The 16311-nt window shown below is 65.6% G+C and carries 14 protein-coding genes; 7 read left to right on the top strand and 7 right to left on the bottom strand.

The window, feature by feature from the left end; genetic code table 11:
* Positions 1-64 precede the first annotated feature (64 nt).
* Positions 65-1990, top strand: a complete 1926-nt coding sequence (locus FG323_RS02630; RefSeq protein WP_220094114.1) for a glycoside hydrolase family 9 protein — start codon at positions 65-67, stop codon at positions 1988-1990.
* A gap of 110 nt (positions 1991-2100) precedes the next feature.
* Here the strand turns inward: FG323_RS02630 and FG323_RS02625 are convergent, their stop codons facing one another.
* The 4 genes from FG323_RS02625 to ompR are packed head-to-tail and all read right to left on the bottom strand — an operon-like array spanning position 2101 to position 6307.
* Positions 2101-3366, bottom strand: a complete 1266-nt coding sequence (locus FG323_RS02625) for a PQQ-binding-like beta-propeller repeat protein (protein WP_141452896.1) — start codon at positions 3364-3366, stop codon at positions 2101-2103.
* A 60-nt stretch (positions 3367-3426) separates the two neighbouring features.
* Entirely contained in the window at positions 3427-4287 is an 861-nt protein-coding gene (locus FG323_RS02620; RefSeq protein WP_255469989.1) for an alpha/beta hydrolase, read from the bottom strand.
* Complete coding sequence (locus tag FG323_RS02615) at positions 4284-5588, bottom strand: ATP-binding protein (RefSeq protein ID WP_181444068.1); 1305 nt, start codon at positions 5586-5588, stop codon at positions 4284-4286. Before FG323_RS02615 ends, FG323_RS02620 begins: the two co-directional genes overlap by 4 nt.
* On the bottom strand, positions 5585-6307 hold the full coding sequence (gene ompR, locus FG323_RS02610) for a two-component system response regulator OmpR (RefSeq protein ID WP_141452894.1): 723 nt from the start codon (positions 6305-6307) through the stop codon (positions 5585-5587). The genes FG323_RS02615 and ompR overlap by 4 nt, the downstream gene beginning before the upstream one ends.
* A 182-nt stretch (positions 6308-6489) precedes the next feature.
* Between ompR and FG323_RS02605 the strand changes: the two genes are divergently transcribed.
* Both FG323_RS02605 and FG323_RS02600 read left to right on the top strand, forming a co-directional pair.
* Positions 6490-7008: a hypothetical protein gene (locus FG323_RS02605; protein ID WP_141452893.1), complete on the top strand. Its 519-nt coding sequence runs from the start codon at positions 6490-6492 to the stop codon at positions 7006-7008.
* A 46-nt stretch (positions 7009-7054) separates the two neighbouring features.
* Positions 7055-7342 (top strand): hypothetical protein, encoded by a 288-nt coding sequence (locus FG323_RS02600; protein ID WP_141453246.1) that lies wholly within the window; start codon positions 7055-7057, stop codon positions 7340-7342.
* Positions 7343-7418: 76 nt separating this feature from the next.
* On the opposite strand, the gene FG323_RS02595 is transcribed toward FG323_RS02600, so the two are convergent.
* The 3 genes from FG323_RS02595 to FG323_RS02585 are packed head-to-tail and all read right to left on the bottom strand — an operon-like array spanning position 7419 to position 9568.
* The gene (locus FG323_RS02595; RefSeq protein ID WP_141452892.1) at positions 7419-8141 is read right to left on the bottom strand and encodes a glutathione S-transferase N-terminal domain-containing protein; all 723 of its coding nucleotides are present in this window, start codon (positions 8139-8141) and stop codon (positions 7419-7421) included.
* A gap of 27 nt (positions 8142-8168) precedes the next feature.
* On the bottom strand, positions 8169-9047 hold the full coding sequence (locus FG323_RS02590; protein WP_141452891.1) for an alpha/beta hydrolase: 879 nt from the start codon (positions 9045-9047) through the stop codon (positions 8169-8171).
* 47 nt (positions 9048-9094) lie between these two features.
* Positions 9095-9568, bottom strand: a complete 474-nt coding sequence (locus FG323_RS02585; protein ID WP_141452890.1) for a MarR family transcriptional regulator — start codon at positions 9566-9568, stop codon at positions 9095-9097.
* Positions 9569-9628: 60 nt separating this feature from the next.
* Between FG323_RS02585 and FG323_RS02580 the strand changes: the two genes are divergently transcribed.
* From FG323_RS02580 to FG323_RS02565, 4 genes are all read left to right on the top strand, one after another.
* Positions 9629-10558, top strand: coding sequence for a S41 family peptidase (locus FG323_RS02580; protein ID WP_141452889.1), 930 nt, complete (start codon positions 9629-9631; stop codon positions 10556-10558).
* Positions 10503-11117, top strand: a complete 615-nt coding sequence (locus tag FG323_RS02575) for a Gar/GrdA family gentamicin resistance ATP-binding protein (RefSeq protein WP_141452888.1) — start codon at positions 10503-10505, stop codon at positions 11115-11117. The genes FG323_RS02580 and FG323_RS02575 overlap by 56 nt, the downstream gene beginning before the upstream one ends.
* Positions 11118-11210: 93 nt before the next feature.
* Positions 11211-11759 carry a hypothetical protein gene (locus FG323_RS02570; RefSeq protein WP_141452887.1) on the top strand — a complete coding sequence of 183 codons (549 nt, stop codon included), beginning with the start codon at positions 11211-11213 and terminating at the stop codon, positions 11757-11759.
* Between the two features lie 408 nt (positions 11760-12167).
* A partial coding sequence (locus FG323_RS02565) for a toxin TcdB middle/N-terminal domain-containing protein (protein WP_181444067.1) occupies positions 12168-16311 on the top strand: 4144 nt, incomplete at its 3' end.

Below are 16311 nucleotides of genomic sequence, written 5' to 3'. Positions count from 1 at the left end.
ATTTATTGACGGCGCCCGAATGCATGGCTAAGTTGCGTGGCCTAGTCTATCCGGAACGGTGCCCATGACCCCTTTGCCGCATTCCCGCAAGACTGTCCGCCTGGCCGCCGTCCTGACAATGGCGCTGGCGGCCCTGGGCGCCGCAATGCCCGCGCGTCCGGCAGAGGTGTCCGCGACCACGGTCTCGGTGAGCCTGCCCACCGAGCCGCTGCTGGTCCAGATCAACCAGGTGGCGCTGGAGCGGCGGGGGCCGAAGCAGGCCATCGTCGAGTACCGCGGGGATGCCACGGAAGGGCGCTACACGCTGCTGCGTGACGGCAAGCCGATACGCAGCGGCGATCTCCGGCCGCTGCCGCCCTTCACCGAATGGGCGCCGGGCAAGCGCTATTTCAGCGTCGACTTTTCCGATGCCGAACAGAGTGGCCAGTACCAGGTGGACGTGGCCATCGGCGGCCAGCACGCGGTGTCGACGCCGGTACCGGTACGCGACAACGCCGTCTTCGCGACGACCGGCGCGCAACTGCTGGGCTACTTCCAGCGCAGCCGCCACACCGATCCGGCCGATCGCGACGTGCCCATCTTCCAGACCTCGCGCCGGGTGAACGTGTGGGGCGGCTGGCAGGATGCCGGCGGCGACAAGGGCAAGTACCTCTCCCATCTCGGCTACGCCAATCACTTCAATCCGCAGCAGGCGTCGATGGCGGTCTGGGTGCTGGCCTACGGCGCGGATACGCGCAAGGCGCTGTTCGCCGCCCACGGCCTGCAGAAGCAGGTCGAGGACGAGGCGTTCTGGGGAGCGGATTACCTGCACCGCATCCTGGATGCGGAAGGCTATTTCTACACCACGGTGTTCGACCAGTGGGGCACGCCCGGCGCCAAGCGCATGGTCACCGGCTACGAGGGCGCGGCGGGAACCTATACCACCCTGTATCGCTCGGCCTTCCGCGCCGGCGGCGGCATGGCGATCGCGGCGCTCGCGCGGGCGTCGATGCTGGCCAAACAGGCGGGACGTCATGGCGAGTTCGACGGCGCGACCTATCTGGCCGATGCACAGCGCGCGTACGCGCACCTGCGCCAGTTCAATCCGCAGTACTGCGCAGACGGCAAGGAAAACATCATCGACGACTACACCGCGCTGATGGCGCTGGTGGAACTGCACAATGCGACCGGCGAGCAACGCTATCTCGACGATGCGCGCGAGCGCGCCATCGGCCTGATGGCACGCCAGCAGGCCGATGGCGGCTTCGTCAGCGATGGCGGCAGCCGTCCTTACTACCATGCGGCCGAAGCCGGCTTGCCGGTGATCAGCCTGTCCGCCTACGCCGATATCGAACCGGAACAGGCGCGCCGCCAGCGCGCACTGGACGCCATCGGTTCAGCGCTGAAACACGAACTGGCCATCACCCAGGCGGTGTCCAATCCGTATGGCTATGCCCGCCAACGCTTCCAGCTCACGCAGAACGGCAAGGCCGCGGGCGAGGTGCTGGAAGGATTTTTCATTCCACACCGCAATGAAACCGGCTACTGGTGGCAGGGCGAAAGCGCCCGCCTGGCATCGCTCAGCGCGGCCATGGTCATCGGCGGCCGCAAGCTGGCCGCGAATGGCAACGCCGGGTACGGCCTGTCCGGCGATCAGGCCGGTTATGCGCAGGCCCAGCTCGACTGGACGCTGGGCCGCAACCCGTACGGCATGTCCATGCTGTACGGCTTCGGCCATAAGAACCCGCCCACGGTCCTGGAGAGCGCCGGCGAAATGTTCGTGGGCGGCATCTCCAACGGCATCACCGGCGCGGTGGGCAGCGATACCGGCGCCGGCATCACCTTCGCACCGGGTCCGGACTCGGAACAGTGGCGCTGGGTGGAGCAGTGGATTCCGCACACCACCTGGATGCTGTTCGCGGTGATGGCGATGAGCGAGGACTCCCGTCCGGCAGCCCCGGCGTCTGCCGTGGACAGCCCGGCATCCGATACCAGGAGTACCGCGCATTGATTGGCGCGGCAGGGAGTTCGTCCAGGCAGGCTTGATCGCTTTCCGCGTCCGGGTGCAGTCCGCATGCCGAGCCTGGCGCTTGTCTATCGCGTCATCGCGGTAGACGGTTGCTACTGGACAGGCACATAGGCGTGAAGCCCACCACGTATGGTCGGGACATAAACGGTGCCATCCGAATCCACGGTGGTTCCGACGGTGAACATCGGCTTGCCGGGCAGATGTTCCCTGTCATGGACCTTGCCGGTCCGGGTGTCCACGACGATCAGATCCAGCGTTCCACCTCCCTTGGCGACCGTTGCGTAGGCGAGGTGACCTGCGGTCTGGGTCGCGATGCCCCGGTTCTGCAGGTCGTCCCTGCGCCATAGAACGCGCGGCTGGTTTCCCAGATCGCGAATGGCCATGAGGGGAGCATCGCCACCACCGGCGGGCAGGATGATGCCGTCGGGCGAGACGGAGGGACTGCCACCCGCGGAGTAACCGATGTCGATGCTCCACACGCGCTCGCCGGTACGCGCATCGAGTGCCAGCAAGCGCTGGTTGTTGTCGGTCAGGTAGACCCGGCTGCCATCCGCCGACAGACTCGGACTGGCCGCGCTCCCGCCCGGGAGCGTGTCATGGGTCCAATCGGCGGTGATGCCCTTGGTGTCCGCGCCGGCCAGGATCTTCATCGAACGGACGCCGGCCGCGGGTGATTCCGGTGCCCAGAATGTGAAGATGAACCTGCCAGCGCGCCGATCCAGCGCGGGCGTGTTGGCGCTCGGACATGCCCGGGTGCCACGCATGCAGGCAAGCGCGTCCCGGGAGGGGTCGAAGACGGGATCCGGGATCAGTTCGATGGGATTGATGACGGTTTTCCCGGTCATGCGGTCCAGGCGGTAAATGACACCCACATGGGTGATGAAAACCAGATCGCCATCGGCAGTGAACTGGGCCGACAACGGGAATCCGATGAGGGGCGTTTTCCAGCGCTTGCCACCATCGTGCCGGAACGAATGCATCGACGCGCCATCGGCGATGTACAGATTGCGATCCGCGTCCAGCAGCGGCGAGGAAGCCACGGCGAGGCGGTTTAGCGCATCGGTGCACCAGAGCGTCCGGCCGGTCGCCCGATCCAGCGCGTGCAGCCGACAACCGGGTCCGCTGGTGGTGACGTACAACTGTCCATGGCCATCACTGGTCGGCCCCAGGTTGATCATGCCCTCGAAGGAACGGGACCAGGCGTGCGCGACGCGCGCGGATCCCCGCACCGGGCTGTAGTCGCTGTTCGATGCATCGGCATGGGTGGCCGACCAGCCAGGCGCATACATCGAATCCCGTTCCGGAACGACAACGGGTGCGGCCAGGACAAATCCCAGCGCAAGGGCCGACAGATCCATCACGTCAAACTCCTCGAAAGAAATGGCTCGGGCGTGTGCTGCGCGGTTTGTACGGGCCGCCTATCTGTCGATGCGTTCAATGAAGGCATCCACCTGCTCCGTGTAGGCGCCCGGCAAGCCGAGTTCCCGATTGATCGCCATGTGGGACAGATCCTGTTCCATCACCTCCACGCGGACGCCCAGCGACGTCGCCTTGCGCGAGAACCGCCAGGAAGGCGGACAGGCGTCTTGGCGACGCGAAGCGCACACCAGCAGCATCGGCGGCGCTCCGGGGGCCAGGAGATGATGCGGCGATACGGCTTGCCAGTACGCCGGGGAATCACCGAATGCAGCGTCGTACAGGGCGGGATGCGGAACAGTCCGCATGATTCCGACGACATCCACCGCGCCGCTGTCCAGTGAAATGACACCCCGTGGCGGGCGTGCCCCGTGCTTCGTCAGGCGTACGGGATCCGTCGCCAGCAACAGCGCCAGGTGCGCGCCCGCCGAATGACCCATCAGGATGAAACGGGCCGGGTCGCCGCCCCAGCCCGGTGCCAATGCCTGTGCCTTCGCGATGGCGCGGGCGACATCCTCGGCCTGGACCCGTGGATCCGCCTCGGGGAGCAGGCGATAGTCGGTCGATACGATCACATAGCCCTTGGGAATCCAGTGCGCGGCCTTGTTCGCAATCAGGCCGCGATGGTCCTTCCAGCCATTGCGCCACGCACCGCCATGGATGATGAAGAGCACCGGCGCGTTCCTGGCTTCCGCGGGCAGGTAGACATCGAATCTCTGCCTGGCGTTGTCCCCGTAGGCGACGTCGGCAAGCACGCGCGTGCCCGCAGGAAGCTCGGTTTCGGCCGCTTTGGCGGCAGGTAGCAGGAAGGCGAGGAGGGCGGCCAGCAGGCATGGACGCAATGTCGAAAGGCGCATGATCATTCCAGGTTGGACTTCAGCCGCAGCGTGGCCCGCAGCCCGTGCGGCAGGTGGGAACCGAGTTGGAGATCGCCCGCGTGCTGGGCCGCGATCCGCTCGACGATGGCCAGGCCCAGGCCGCTGCCACCGCGCGTGGCGTCATGGACGAAAGGCTTGCGCGCTTCGCGCGAATGACCGGGCGGCATGCCCGGACCGTGGTCGATGACGTCGACGCACCACGCATCGCCCTCCCGCCGGAGCCGCAGTTCATAGGGCGGGGCACCGTGCCGAAGCGCGTTGGTCACCAGGTTCTCCAGCGCCCGGAGCAGGGCCATCGGTCGCCCGCGCAGCCACGCCTGGTCGGGAACCCGCAGTTGCCAATCCACGCCGGAGGCGGCGACAACCTGCCGGCAGATGGCCGCCAGATCGAGGGTGCGATTGTTTTCATCCCTGCCATCGCGGGCATAGGCGATGAACTGTCCGAGGATGTCGTCCATCTCCTCGATATCCCGATGCATGCCCGCGCGCAGTTCCGGATCGGTCCCCGGCAGCAACTCCACCGCGTACTGCAACCGCATCATCGGCGTGCGCAGGTCGTGCGATATGCCGGCGAGCATCAGGTTGCGATCGTCCATCATCGCGCGAAGGTCATCGCCCGCCCGGCCAAGCGCCTGCGCCAGTTCCACCACCTCCCGCGAAGCCTGGGGCAACGGCAGGCGCGGCCATTCGCCGCGCACCACGTCCGGTGCGTGCTGCGCCAGGCGGCGCAGGGGGATGACCAGCCTGCGGGCGAAACATCCCGCCGCCACCAGCACCGCGAGCGCGCATGCCAGCAGGATCAGCAGCGGCAGCCAGCGCACCTCGCCCTGCGCCCGTTCGCGCGCGAATGAAATCCACAATGAAGGCTCCGTCCGCAGCCTGAGCCAGAGGACCGGTCGCCCGCCGGGGCCGTCCGCAATCCGGACCTCGCGCGGCGCCACATCCCCGGCCCCCGAAAGCGACGCCAGTTCACGCAGGTAGGGCGCGATCCGGGGCCGCGTGTCCACGGGCGGAGTGGTCTGGATACGCAGGCCGGCGGCCTGCAGGCGGCCCACCGTGGTGTCGGTCGGTTCCTTCCGGGCAAGCGTCTCCACGGTCCTGGCGAAGCCATCCATCACCCGATAGGACTGTTCCGCCGCCGGACGCACCCACAGTTCCCGGACCAGCAGAAAGGTCAGCACGAACGCGCCCAGCAGGCACAGCGAGATGACCGCCACCAGTTGTCCGAACACCGTCGATGGCCGGTTGATGCGCGGGATCATGCCCGAATTCATGCGCGGATTCATGCGTCCTCCGCCGGCGGGACGAACACATAGCCGGCGCCCCATACCGTCTGGATCAGGCGTGGCCGGCGCGGGTCTTCCTCGACCAGCTTGCGCAGGCGGACGATGGTGATGTCGATGCTCCTGCCCATTACCTCCAGGCCGCGGCCGCGCGCCAGGCTCATCAGGCGGTCGCGGCTCAGGGTGGTATGGGGATGGCGCGCGAGCACCGAGAGCACGGCGAATTCGCCGCCGGTCATCCGCAGGGGGCGTCCATGGCGATGCAGCGTCCTGGCCGCCATGTCCAGGGTGAACGCCCCGAATCGCAGGCATCCGGCCTCGGGCGAAGGGGCGCCGGGAACGCGGTGGGAACGTCGCAATACGCTGCGTATCCGCGCCACCAGTTCGCGCGGATTGACCGGTTTGGGAATGTAGTCGTCGGCGCCCATCTCCAGCCCGACGATGCGGTCCACGTCATCGCCCTTGGCGGTGAGCATGACCACGGCAACGGCGTCGTCCTGCGAGCGTAGCCGGCGGCACAGGGCCAGCCCGTCCTCGCCCGGCAGCATGAGGTCGAGCACGACGAGGTCGTAGTGATCACGGCCCAGGGCGACATCCATGTCCCTGCCGTCGGCCACGCCTTTGGCATGCAGGCCCGATTCGCGCAGATAACGGCACAGCAGCTCGCGAAGGCGGGCGTCGTCATCGACGATCAGGATGCGGGACGGCGTGGATTCGTTCATGGCGGTCACTATGTCGGCAATGCCGGTCGCCGGCAGCGCGGAACCGGTGCCGATTTGTAAGCGGATGTTTCTGGAACGCCCGGGAGAAACGGTGGTTTACATCCGTGTGCGATGGAGGGAGCGCAGCGCGATTAGCGTGGATGCGCCGGAATTCCCGGCCAACCCCTACCGAAGGAACCACCATGAACACAGTCCCTGTCTGGACCCGGATGTTTGTTTTCGCGATAGCACTGGCCAGTTGCCAGTGGGCGGTCGGACGCGAGCGTTTCCGGCATGTGGAACGGAGCCCGCATGCCGGCGAGGTCGAAGCGGCCCGCTCGAATGCCCGTTTCGAGTCCCGGCGGAGCCGCCATTGGCAGGCGGACGGGCATGGAAACGCCTCGCTCAATCGGCAGGGCTCGGCACAGGGTCATCGGGGCGGGACCGCCGGCTACCAGGTCTCCCGCCAGCGTGATGACGCCGGGAATGCGAGTGGCCAGCGCGATATCTCGCTCCATGGTCCCGGCGGTGCGGGCGTCGACCGTTCCGGCAGCATCAGCCGGAGCGCGGACGGCAGCGTCTCCGGCACCCGCGCCACCACGCTCACCACGCGCGATGGCGGCCACTACGACGGCTCGCTCGCATTCTCCGACGGAAAGGTCAGCTACTCCGGGAGTTGCCACGATGCCAATGGTGATCCCGCGCCCTGCCGCCAGCGCTGATTGCGACAACCCGGAACGTTGAATTCCCATAGACAGGATCCCATCCATGAAAAGCATTCATTTCACCCTGCTGGCAAGCTTGTTGCTGGCTTCGTTCGCCGCGGATGCACAGCAAGGTCGCGGCGCGCGCAAGCAGGCGCTCCAGGAACGCCTGCAATCCGCTGATACGGATCAGGACGGCTACATCAGTCGTGCCGAAGCCGACGCTTCCCTGCCTAAGCTGGCCGAGCATTTCGATCGCATCGACGCGGATCGCGACGACAGGATTTCACGCGAGGAACTCCGCGCGGCGGCCAGCGAACTGGTCGGAAGACGACGCGGCGGCCAACGCTAGCTAGTACCCGTGAGGGGAACGGGTGTTCCCCTCACGGGTGGCCAGCAGGGAAGCAGGTGGCGGTACGCACCGGCATTCAGACGACAGGCGGGGAAGCGCGATACGGACGCAGTTGTTCCCGCCAGACAAGCAAATCGGCGAACTCATCGGCCAGTTGGTCGTCCTGCCAGCAGCGCCGCTGCGCTTCGCCAGGAAACACGGCATCGGTCTCTGGGACCACCGCATCCAGCAGGGCGCACAGGGTGATGTCGGCGTAGCTGAAAGTGTCCAGCACGAACCCCGTGCCGGACTCCCGCAAACCACGGCGCAAGGCAAGCAGCGCGTTCCGGTGATTGCCGGCCCCGTACAAGTGCGCGTACTTCCGGTCCAGTGCGTTCACCACGCGGCGGGTGATGGGGCGGAGCAGGGGCCTGAGTCGCGAAGGTACGTGGGGAAGGGATTCGTCGAGCGCGTCCGGATGCTCCGCGATGGTCCTGACCACACGGGTCCTGGCGGCAGCCAGCCCTACCTCGCTGATGTCATCCCAGAACCGGATCCGGTCGAAATCGCCCAGCCGATCATCACCCGTTGCCAGCGCGGCGTACCGGGCGATTTCGAACGAGCCACGTACCGGTCCCGCGTCCGTCAACAGCACGGGAACCGACACCTTGCCATGCCATTGTCGCAACCTGAGCCTGAGCCCGGGTTCGCTGAGGAACGGGACGTACTCCTGGTAGCGATAGGCCACGTCGCAGTAGTCCAGCGCCCATCGCGCCTTGCGCGTCCAGGGCGAAAACACCTCGCCGATCAGCCGTGCCATGCCACCCTCACGCCATGCCGGCTCGGTTCAATCCATCAATGCCGCATCCAGCGCCTCGGCAAACTCGCGCGGCTGGTCGAGCATCAGGTAATGACGGGCATCGGTGACTTCCACCAGCGTGGCCCGGCTGCTTGCATACTGCTCCTGGTAGCGGCGGGCCATGTATCCGGCAGGCGCACCAAGTGGCGACTGGTCGGCGAAGATGACGGTCAACGGCGGGTGCAGGCTGGCAACCTCGGCTCTCAGGTCCGTGGTCGAAAGACTTTCGTACAACGCGGCGTAGGTGTCGCGATGGCTGCGTGCGCCGCCTTGCGCGATTCGGGCGGCGGTGTCTGGATTGCCCACCGCGGACGAAGCCTGCGCCTGCATCCGCTTTTCGAAGGCCGCCGTGTCTTCCGCGCGCATGTCCCGAACCTCCGCGCCGACCTTGCCGCGCAGTTCCTCGTCCACGCTTGCGCTGCCGCGATTGGCGGACATGAAGGGCAGCGCGTCCACAATGATGACGCGCGCCACCAGATCAGGCTGCCGAAGCGTGGCCATCAGCGCTACCACGCCGCCGGCCGAATGCCCGACAAGCATGACGGGACGGGACGAATTCCGCTGGATATAGCTCGTCAGCGCTTCGGCGACCGCGCCGATACTGCTTGGTGCGGGAGCATCGCCAACGGGCCCTTCGAGTCCGGCTATCCGGAGCCTGTGCACGCGATACCGGTCCGACAATCGCACCGCGGTTTCCTGCCAGGAAACATCGCCACCGGACAGGCCGGGAACAAGCACCAGATCCGTCGTGCCGGTGCCCGTTATCTCGGCGGTGATGGGAAGGGACGTGGGGGAGGGGAGCGTCGCGGCGCAGGCCAGCCACGGCAGTAGCGACAGGGTGAACGCGAACAGGCGAAGACCACGCATCTGGACTCTCCGTGGGTGCGATGTGGCGGGAAGGATGGACGCCCGGGTCAGGCGGAACGCAATTTACCCGCTTTCCGGATACGCTCCCCGAACGACTGGTCCTGCAACGCCTTCAGCGCGTTGCGAAGCACGTCTTCAAGCGAAATTCCCAGATCCTCGTTGAGACTGGCCGCCGCCTTCGCGGTGGTCGCCCAGTGCTGCTCGAGGAGGGGCAGGCGGGCCTTCGCGTAGGGGGTCAGGTGCACGATGCGCTCGCGACTGTCCTCGCCGGGCAGGAGCTTGACCCACTTGGCGCGTACCAGCGCACTCAGGGTCTGGCTGACCGCCGAATGGCTCACGCCCATGCCGTCGGCGATGTCCTTGATCCGCGAGGGGCCGTGTTGGGAGAGCGCGCGGATGATCGGCGTGAAGCGCGGTTTGTAGTCGAGTCCGGACTCGGTGTACGCATCCGCGACCGCCGAATCCAACTGATCGATGAGGGTACGCAACAGCGTGCCCAAAGTCGCATGTGGTGTTGTCATGCCCTGGAATATATGTTAGCACTTATACATTGTCAACAACGGCATGGGAGGAGGATGGCCATGAGCCAGGCACTATGGTTGGCGGCGATGCTGGCGGGCGGTTGTCCGCAGCAGGAAGCCGTGCTCGAACAGATGGCGAAAGCCATCGAGAAGGACTACGTGATTGCGCAGGAAGCCCGGCAGATTGCCGAAAGCGTCCGCGACTGGTCGGACAAGGAACGCTACGCCGATGCATGTGGCGACTGGCTTTCCTTCTCCAAGCGACTCAACCGGGACTTGGATGCCTACGACGGACACTTCCTGATCGAGCGGGTGATCGAAGAGAAGGCGGGCGCCGATGACGATTGGCTGATGGCCTGGCGGGCGGCCGGCAAGCCCGCCAACATGGGCGTGCGGGAAGTGAAGGTGCTGGAAGGCAACATCGGCTACCTGCGCCTGGCGTCCTTCTATCCCTGGGACATGGCGGGCCCCAAGCTCCGCAATGCAATGGAACTGCTCAAGGACACGCAGGGACTGGTGCTGGACCTCAGGCAGAACGGCGGCGGCGACGCGGATACCGCGGGCCAGCTGGTGCGCGCATTCCTGGGCGACGAGGTGGCTTCGGTGCAGGACATCCAGGCGCGCTCGGCGCGCCGGACGGAGCCGCTGCCCAAGCGTGATCTGCCGGAATACCACGGCGGGCTGGTGATACTGATGGACCGCCGTTCCGCCTCCGCATCGGAGTACGTCGCCTATTCCCTGCAGGCCGCCAGCAGGGCGGTGGTGATCGGTTCGCGCAGCGCGGGTGCGGCCAACCTGCTGGGTGACCCCAAGCCATTGCCGCATGGCTTCCAGATTTTCATTCCGGATGCCCGGCCGCTCAACGTCCGGACCGGCGGCAACTGGGACCGCGAAGGCGTGGTTCCGGATGTGAACGGTGGAGATGATCCGCTCCATGTCGCGCGCCGTGTCCTGGCCGGCGATCTGGAAGTCGGCGAAGCAACCCGATGACCGGGCGCCGGAAGCGCGGACTTTCATGATCATCGTGATCAACGGCCCGCTGGGCATAGGCAAATCGACGCTCTCCGAAGTTCTTTCGGAGAAAATCGACCATTGCGCCATGCTGGACGGCGACAGTCTGGTCGCGGTCAATCCGCTGCCTGCGGATCCGGTCGAGCACCTTCACCGGGGAATCCTGTTGCTGCTGCGTCACCATCGACGATTCGGCTACCGCCATTTCGTGATCAACCATCTCTGGGAAACCGCAGCCGAACTGGAGGACCTCCGCCGCCGGCTGGCCCGGTTGGATGACCGGATCCTTTGCTTTCGCTTGACGCTGGATCCCGAATCGAATCTGGCCCGGATAGACCGGCGGGCAAGCGTCAGGGCGATCGACGAACTCGACTACGAGAAGGAAACATTCCACCGCGAATATGCCGTGCTGAGCGGCGCGGTCGGCAGCGAACTTGGCGAGCCATGGGACGCGGCCGCGCCGCCCGAGCAGCTTGCCGATGCCTTGTTGCGTGAAATCCGGCATCGTTACCCGTCGGGTGGTGTCCAGGTCGGGTAAGTATCAAACCAGGCGAGGGACGAACCCTATGGTGAAATGTCTTGGAAGCGGCTCCGGAATGCGTACCCGGGCCGGAAAGGCGGGCCGTGGAAAATGAATACCTTGCAGACCATTCTCGATTCAGTGATCCACAGCAATGCAGGAGAGCCGAACCATGCCAGATTCGGCTGGACGGGCATTGGAGCAATGCCGGAGGTCGGGCCGGCTGCCTTTCGGCACGTCGTGTTCGCCCCCTTGCCCGAGGACGAAGTGGAGCGTCGCCAGAGGAGGTCGCCGACCACGTTTCCCCCGCGCGTGCTGGCGTACCTGGCGTCCTTCAACGGCGCGCATTTCTATCAGGGAGGCCTTTCGATCTTCGGCCTTCGCGCTGAAGTCAGCCGCGATCCGGAGCGTCGCCAGCCATTCGACCTGATCGATCATAATGGTCTGCTCCGCCCGGCAAACTCGAATCCCGAAGACTTCTACATTGGCGGCCTCGATGAGGATGGGTCCGTGCTTTACTTCCGCGTTTGGGGCGCGCGCGTCTACCGTCGTCTGGAGACTTCGACGGAGCCACTGGAGCAGTGGGAGAATTTCGAGTCGATGCTGGAGTGCGTGCTGAACAGGCTTGCTGACGAGTTCAAGGTGCCATGGCGCAGCTAGCCGGCAACTTGCAGGCGGATTGATTCCCGTGCCAGGAATGCCATACGGCGTCGCCCCCTTTGACGCCACGGTCCGTGCGGCAGCCTGTAGCAAATTACGCGAATCTCGCCCCGAGAACGTAGGGGCCATGAAACGGATTTTTGTGCGCTGATGCTGACCGTGGCCGCGCCGGTTTGGCCCAAGTGATCAACAAATGCCACGACGCCAAAGGGCAGGTTCTGTACAATTTTCGTTAAACTTGATCGCCGGGCTGGAGGTAGTGATACTGCGGCGGCGACCTCACCACGCGTTGAGGAACGCAATCTGCAACTCCGGTGGGGACCGGTCGCAGTCGGGCTTCGCAAGGGTTGTCGTCGCTACGGTGATTTGCCGCGCGGTGGAGTCTCTGGCGCGGAAATGGAGTTCCGCATGTCCGAACAGACTGCTCGTCGTCTTTCCGTCAGTGCGTCCGCCCTGTTGCTGCTGGTGGCCGGCCTTCTCCTGACTCCGCTGAGCCTCTTCGTTTTCGAGGTGGTCGCGCAGGTCACCGGTGGTGGCCTGCCGCCGCGAGTATTGGCGAATCCCGACCCGTTGTCCGATGCGGTATCCGCCACAGGCGCGGAGTTTCGCGTCGATGAATCCGGCGCGGCGACCTACACCGTGCCGCTGTATGCGGTGCCGGGTACCGCAGGCGTGACGCCGCAGCTGTCACTGAGCTACTCCAGCCAGGGTGGGGCCGGCGCGCTCGGCAAGGGCTGGTCCATTGGCGGGCTATCCTCCATCAGTCGTTGTCGCGCCACGCGTGAAGCCGGAGATTTCCTGGGTGCGGCCACGCCGGACGGGAACCCGCGGCCGGTCAACTTCAGTGCCAGCGACCGCTACTGCCTGGATGGCCAGCGCCTGGTTCCGTCTTCGGCGACTTGTCCGTCAGCCGGCGGCATGAGTGGGGTGGCGCTGGCCACCGAGCTGGATAGCTTCAGCCGCGTCTGCGCCTACACGCCCTCTGGTGGCACCAAAGGCCCGTCGTTCTTCACGGTCGAGCGCAAAGATGGCTCGATCAGTTGGTACGGCGATCGCGATAGTAACGCCGGCGGCGCCACGCGGCCGGACGGCTATGTCGAGACGACTTCGCCTCTCAATACAGGGGCCGCCATCAGCTGGGCACAAACCCGCTTCCAGGATTCGAGCGGGAGCTACATTGACTACCTTTACGACGAGAATCCCTCCGGTGCGGGCACCGGTGAGCATCACATCCGCGAGGTTCGTTACACCGGCAAAGTCGCGCTCTCGGGCCAGTCCACCGCCAGTGCACCGTATGCCAAGGTGCAGTTCAACTACAGCACGCTGCCGGCGGCACAATGGAGTCGCGGATACCTCGCGGGTGGCCAGGTCACCACGACCCGGCGCCTGGAGAGCATCACCAGCTGCGCCAGCGCCGACGCGGTCTGTCCTTCGGACCAGCAAGCGCGCCACGTCGTGCTTACCTACGCGCCATCCCCCTCGGGTAGCGGCCAGGACACGCTGATCGGCCTGCAGGAATGTCGCGACAGCAGCGCCGCGGTCTGCTCGGCGGCGACGATGTTCGGTTGGAGTACGGCCACCCATGCGTTTTCAACGTATGAAGCGCCGCCGAACCTGACGTTGGCCACCGACCACTTCAAGGGATTCAAGATCGCGGACATCAACGGCGATGGGCGTCAGGATCTGGCCGTCCTGTATCTGGCGGGCACCGGCTGCACGGGTGGTAGCTGGGTCATCACGATGCTCGGCACCCTCAATGCCAGCGGCCAACCGGCCTATGCCAACACCACCTGGAACTGCGTGCCGGCCAACATCACGGATCGCGGCGATGGCGCCTGGCATCTGTTCGACTACAACGGCGACGGTCTGGACGACTTGTTCGTCTCCAGTGTCATCGGCCAGGGCTGGCGCGTGCATCCATCCAATGGCGTGCACTTCAACATGGCCACCAACCTGATTGCGGGTTTGTCACCCGCGGTGCCTTCCGTCCAGGCCATCACCTCGCAGGTGCAGTTGGCGGATATGAACGGCGACGGCCTGACCGACATCGTCTATTTCCGGGACGGCGCGCTCCGTACCCGCATCATGGAGCGGCAGGCATCCGCATTCGGATGGGGGAACGAACGGACGACCTCGGTGGATCCGCAGTCCCTGGGCACCATCATTCCAGGGTGCAACGATCCATCCAATCCGGAGGTCCAGAACTGCGAAATGCAGATTGCTGGAACGCCTACGACCAAGACCGACTTTGTGCAGATGGTCGATTTCAATGGCGATGCGGCCTCGGATCTGATTATCCAGGTGAATGCGCAGGCGGAGCTATGGACAGGCGGTCCGGGTTGTGAGCTTTCCGCCTTGTCCCGACGCCGCGCCAACGTCGCGTCCAATGGGTTGGTAAGCCGTTACCAGGACCCCGATCAGCCCGAGAACCAGCTTCTTGCCGACCCTTGCTGGGAGCGCGTCCAGTCCAAGGGGTTGTATGCCATGGCGGTCAAGGAGCAGACGTCCAGTGCGATCCTGCTGGCCTCCCATGGCTATGTCGCCAACGCCAATAGCGCTGTTTACTCCATCGTACTGACGGACATCAATGGCGACGGCCTGTCCGACAGGGTGGTGCGCACCTCCTCGTCGAGTGACTGGGCGTACTCGCTCAATACCGGCCGTGGCTTCACAGCGCAGACGGTCCTGTCGCTGACCGAGTTCAAGGACCAGGCCAGGTTCGTGGATGTCACCGGCGATGGCCGGGCCGACTTGCTGTATCTGGTCAACTACGGCAGCTACAAGGGCTATGCGGTGCGCAAGGCGCTGCCCGACGGCACGTTTGCCGCCGGGACCGCGCTACCGGGCGGCAATGCGCGGTTGTGCCAGGGCAGTGGATGTGACCAGAACAAGCACGTTCCGATCTTCGGAGACGTGGATGGTGACGGCAACATGGATTTCCAGACGCTGAGCTTCGCGGGAACTACCGTGGGCACCGCGTTTTCCCGGGGCGCCCAAGCGTTCCAGCCACGTGATGTCATCACCAGCTTCACCAACGGTCTGGGCGCCACGACACAGGTCCAATACGTCCCGTTGACCAACAACGCGGTGTATCGACGCGCCAGTGGGTCGCGCAACAGCTTGAACTGGGGCCGGGGTGCCCCGGTGCAGGACGTCCTGGCATCCAGCTACGTCGTGGCTCGCGTGTCCAGCAGCGCACCGCGCACGGGCGATGCGACGGCAAAGGCCAATCTCTACTACCGCTACGCCAATGCGCGCGTGCAGGCGGGCGGAAGGGGATTCCTGGGCTTTGGCATTCTGGAGACCATCGATCCGAACCAGACCGGCGGACACGTCGTCACCGCCACGACCTACGCCCAGAATTTCCCGTTCACCGGCCTGCCACTGCAAACCGTGAAGAAGGCCATCAGCGCGGCCTATGCGGCGCCGGCGTGTCTGGGGGCGGTGACCAACGCCTGTTTCAGCGGGCCTGGTGTCACGCATCCGGATCTGGGCGGGCAATGGTTCTCCAGCAGCGTGCAAAGCTGGGAAATGGCCGGCTCGCTGACGAGCCAGACGCCCATCCACGTGCGCACCCAGGGCACCGAGGAAACGCTGCGAGATCCGTACACCGGCGCCGTCACTAGCAAAATCGCCACGGCCTTCAGCTATGGCAGTTACGGCAACGTCACCCAGACCGTGGCCGATACCTACACCGGCGCCAGCACGTTGACGGCCACGCAGATCACCCAGAACACCTACAGCGACAACGCCAGCACCTGGCGGCTGGGCCGCCTGACCGCCAGCACGGTCACCCATCGTCGCCCGGGCTATCCGGACGTGGTGCGCACCGCAGGTTTCAGCTACGCCATGGGCGGGGCCGCTACCGGTCTGCTGACCGAAGAGCGTACGCAGCCCGGCGGGGCTGCCGACCAGGCTTCGGCCACCGCTTACGTCCTGGACGACTACGGTAACCGTCTGCAGTCCGTGGTATGCGCTGCGCCGGCAACCGGGTGCTCTGCCAGCGGGCAGGTCTTCCGACCTTCCTCGCTCGATGCGCTGCGCCGATACTCACGGGTGGAATTCGACGCGCGGGGCCGCTTCCCCGTGGCCACCTATGCGCCGTTCTGGAACGGAACTGGCGCGGAGGAACGCCGAACCAGCGTCGTCATTGCGCGCAACCTGTTCGGCGACGCCACCGACGTGCGCGACGTCAACAACGTCCGCAGCGTGGCCCTCAAGGGGATACTGGGCCGCGACTACGTCAGCTGGAGCCAGAGCTCTCCATTTTCCTCTCCGGGCAGCGGTGGTGTTACCAGCACGACCACCTACCGCTGGTGCAACAGCGGGCCGGAAGCCGTCGCCTGTCCGGCTGGCGCGGTATTCCGCCAGCAGGTCGCCGCCACGATGGCACCCCGGCAATGGGCGTACTTCGATGTACTGGGCCGCCCCGTCATGAAGGCCACCGAGACTTTCAATGCCGGCGTCAGCGGCCAGGACGTCTCGGCGGTGTGCACCGAGTATGACGGCGTGGGGCGGGTGGCGCGCACCTCCAACCCGTTCTTCCTGTCCG

The organism is Pseudoxanthomonas sp. z9 (genome assembly GCF_006542425.1).
In the GTDB taxonomy this organism is placed as follows: Bacteria; Pseudomonadota; Gammaproteobacteria; order Xanthomonadales; family Xanthomonadaceae; genus Pseudoxanthomonas_A.
Note: the sequence above shows the minus strand (reverse complement) of the source record. Positions and strands in the feature narration are given on the sequence as shown.

Coding starts and splice junctions, on each gene's coding strand:
- FG323_RS02625 (WP_141452896.1), bottom strand. CDS start 3,366: ATGGATCTGTCGGCCCTTGCGCTGGGATTTGTCCTGGCCGCACCCGTT.
- FG323_RS02580 (WP_141452889.1), top strand. CDS start 9,629: ATGAGCCAGGCACTATGGTTGGCGGCGATGCTGGCGGGCGGTTGTCCG.
- FG323_RS02590 (WP_141452891.1), bottom strand. CDS start 9,047: ATGCGTGGTCTTCGCCTGTTCGCGTTCACCCTGTCGCTACTGCCGTGG.
- FG323_RS02600 (WP_141453246.1), top strand. CDS start 7,055: ATGAAAAGCATTCATTTCACCCTGCTGGCAAGCTTGTTGCTGGCTTCG.
- FG323_RS02570 (WP_141452887.1), top strand. CDS start 11,211: ATGAATACCTTGCAGACCATTCTCGATTCAGTGATCCACAGCAATGCA.
- FG323_RS02585 (WP_141452890.1), bottom strand. CDS start 9,568: ATGACAACACCACATGCGACTTTGGGCACGCTGTTGCGTACCCTCATC.
- FG323_RS02605 (WP_141452893.1), top strand. CDS start 6,490: ATGAACACAGTCCCTGTCTGGACCCGGATGTTTGTTTTCGCGATAGCA.
- FG323_RS02615 (WP_181444068.1), bottom strand. CDS start 5,588: ATGAATCCGCGCATGAATTCGGGCATGATCCCGCGCATCAACCGGCCA.
- FG323_RS02620 (WP_255469989.1), bottom strand. CDS start 4,287: ATGATCATGCGCCTTTCGACATTGCGTCCATGCCTGCTGGCCGCCCTC.
- FG323_RS02630 (WP_220094114.1), top strand. CDS start 65: ATGACCCCTTTGCCGCATTCCCGCAAGACTGTCCGCCTGGCCGCCGTC.
- FG323_RS02575 (WP_141452888.1), top strand. CDS start 10,503: ATGTCGCGCGCCGTGTCCTGGCCGGCGATCTGGAAGTCGGCGAAGCAA.
- FG323_RS02595 (WP_141452892.1), bottom strand. CDS start 8,141: ATGGCACGGCTGATCGGCGAGGTGTTTTCGCCCTGGACGCGCAAGGCG.
- ompR (WP_141452894.1), bottom strand. CDS start 6,307: ATGAACGAATCCACGCCGTCCCGCATCCTGATCGTCGATGACGACGCC.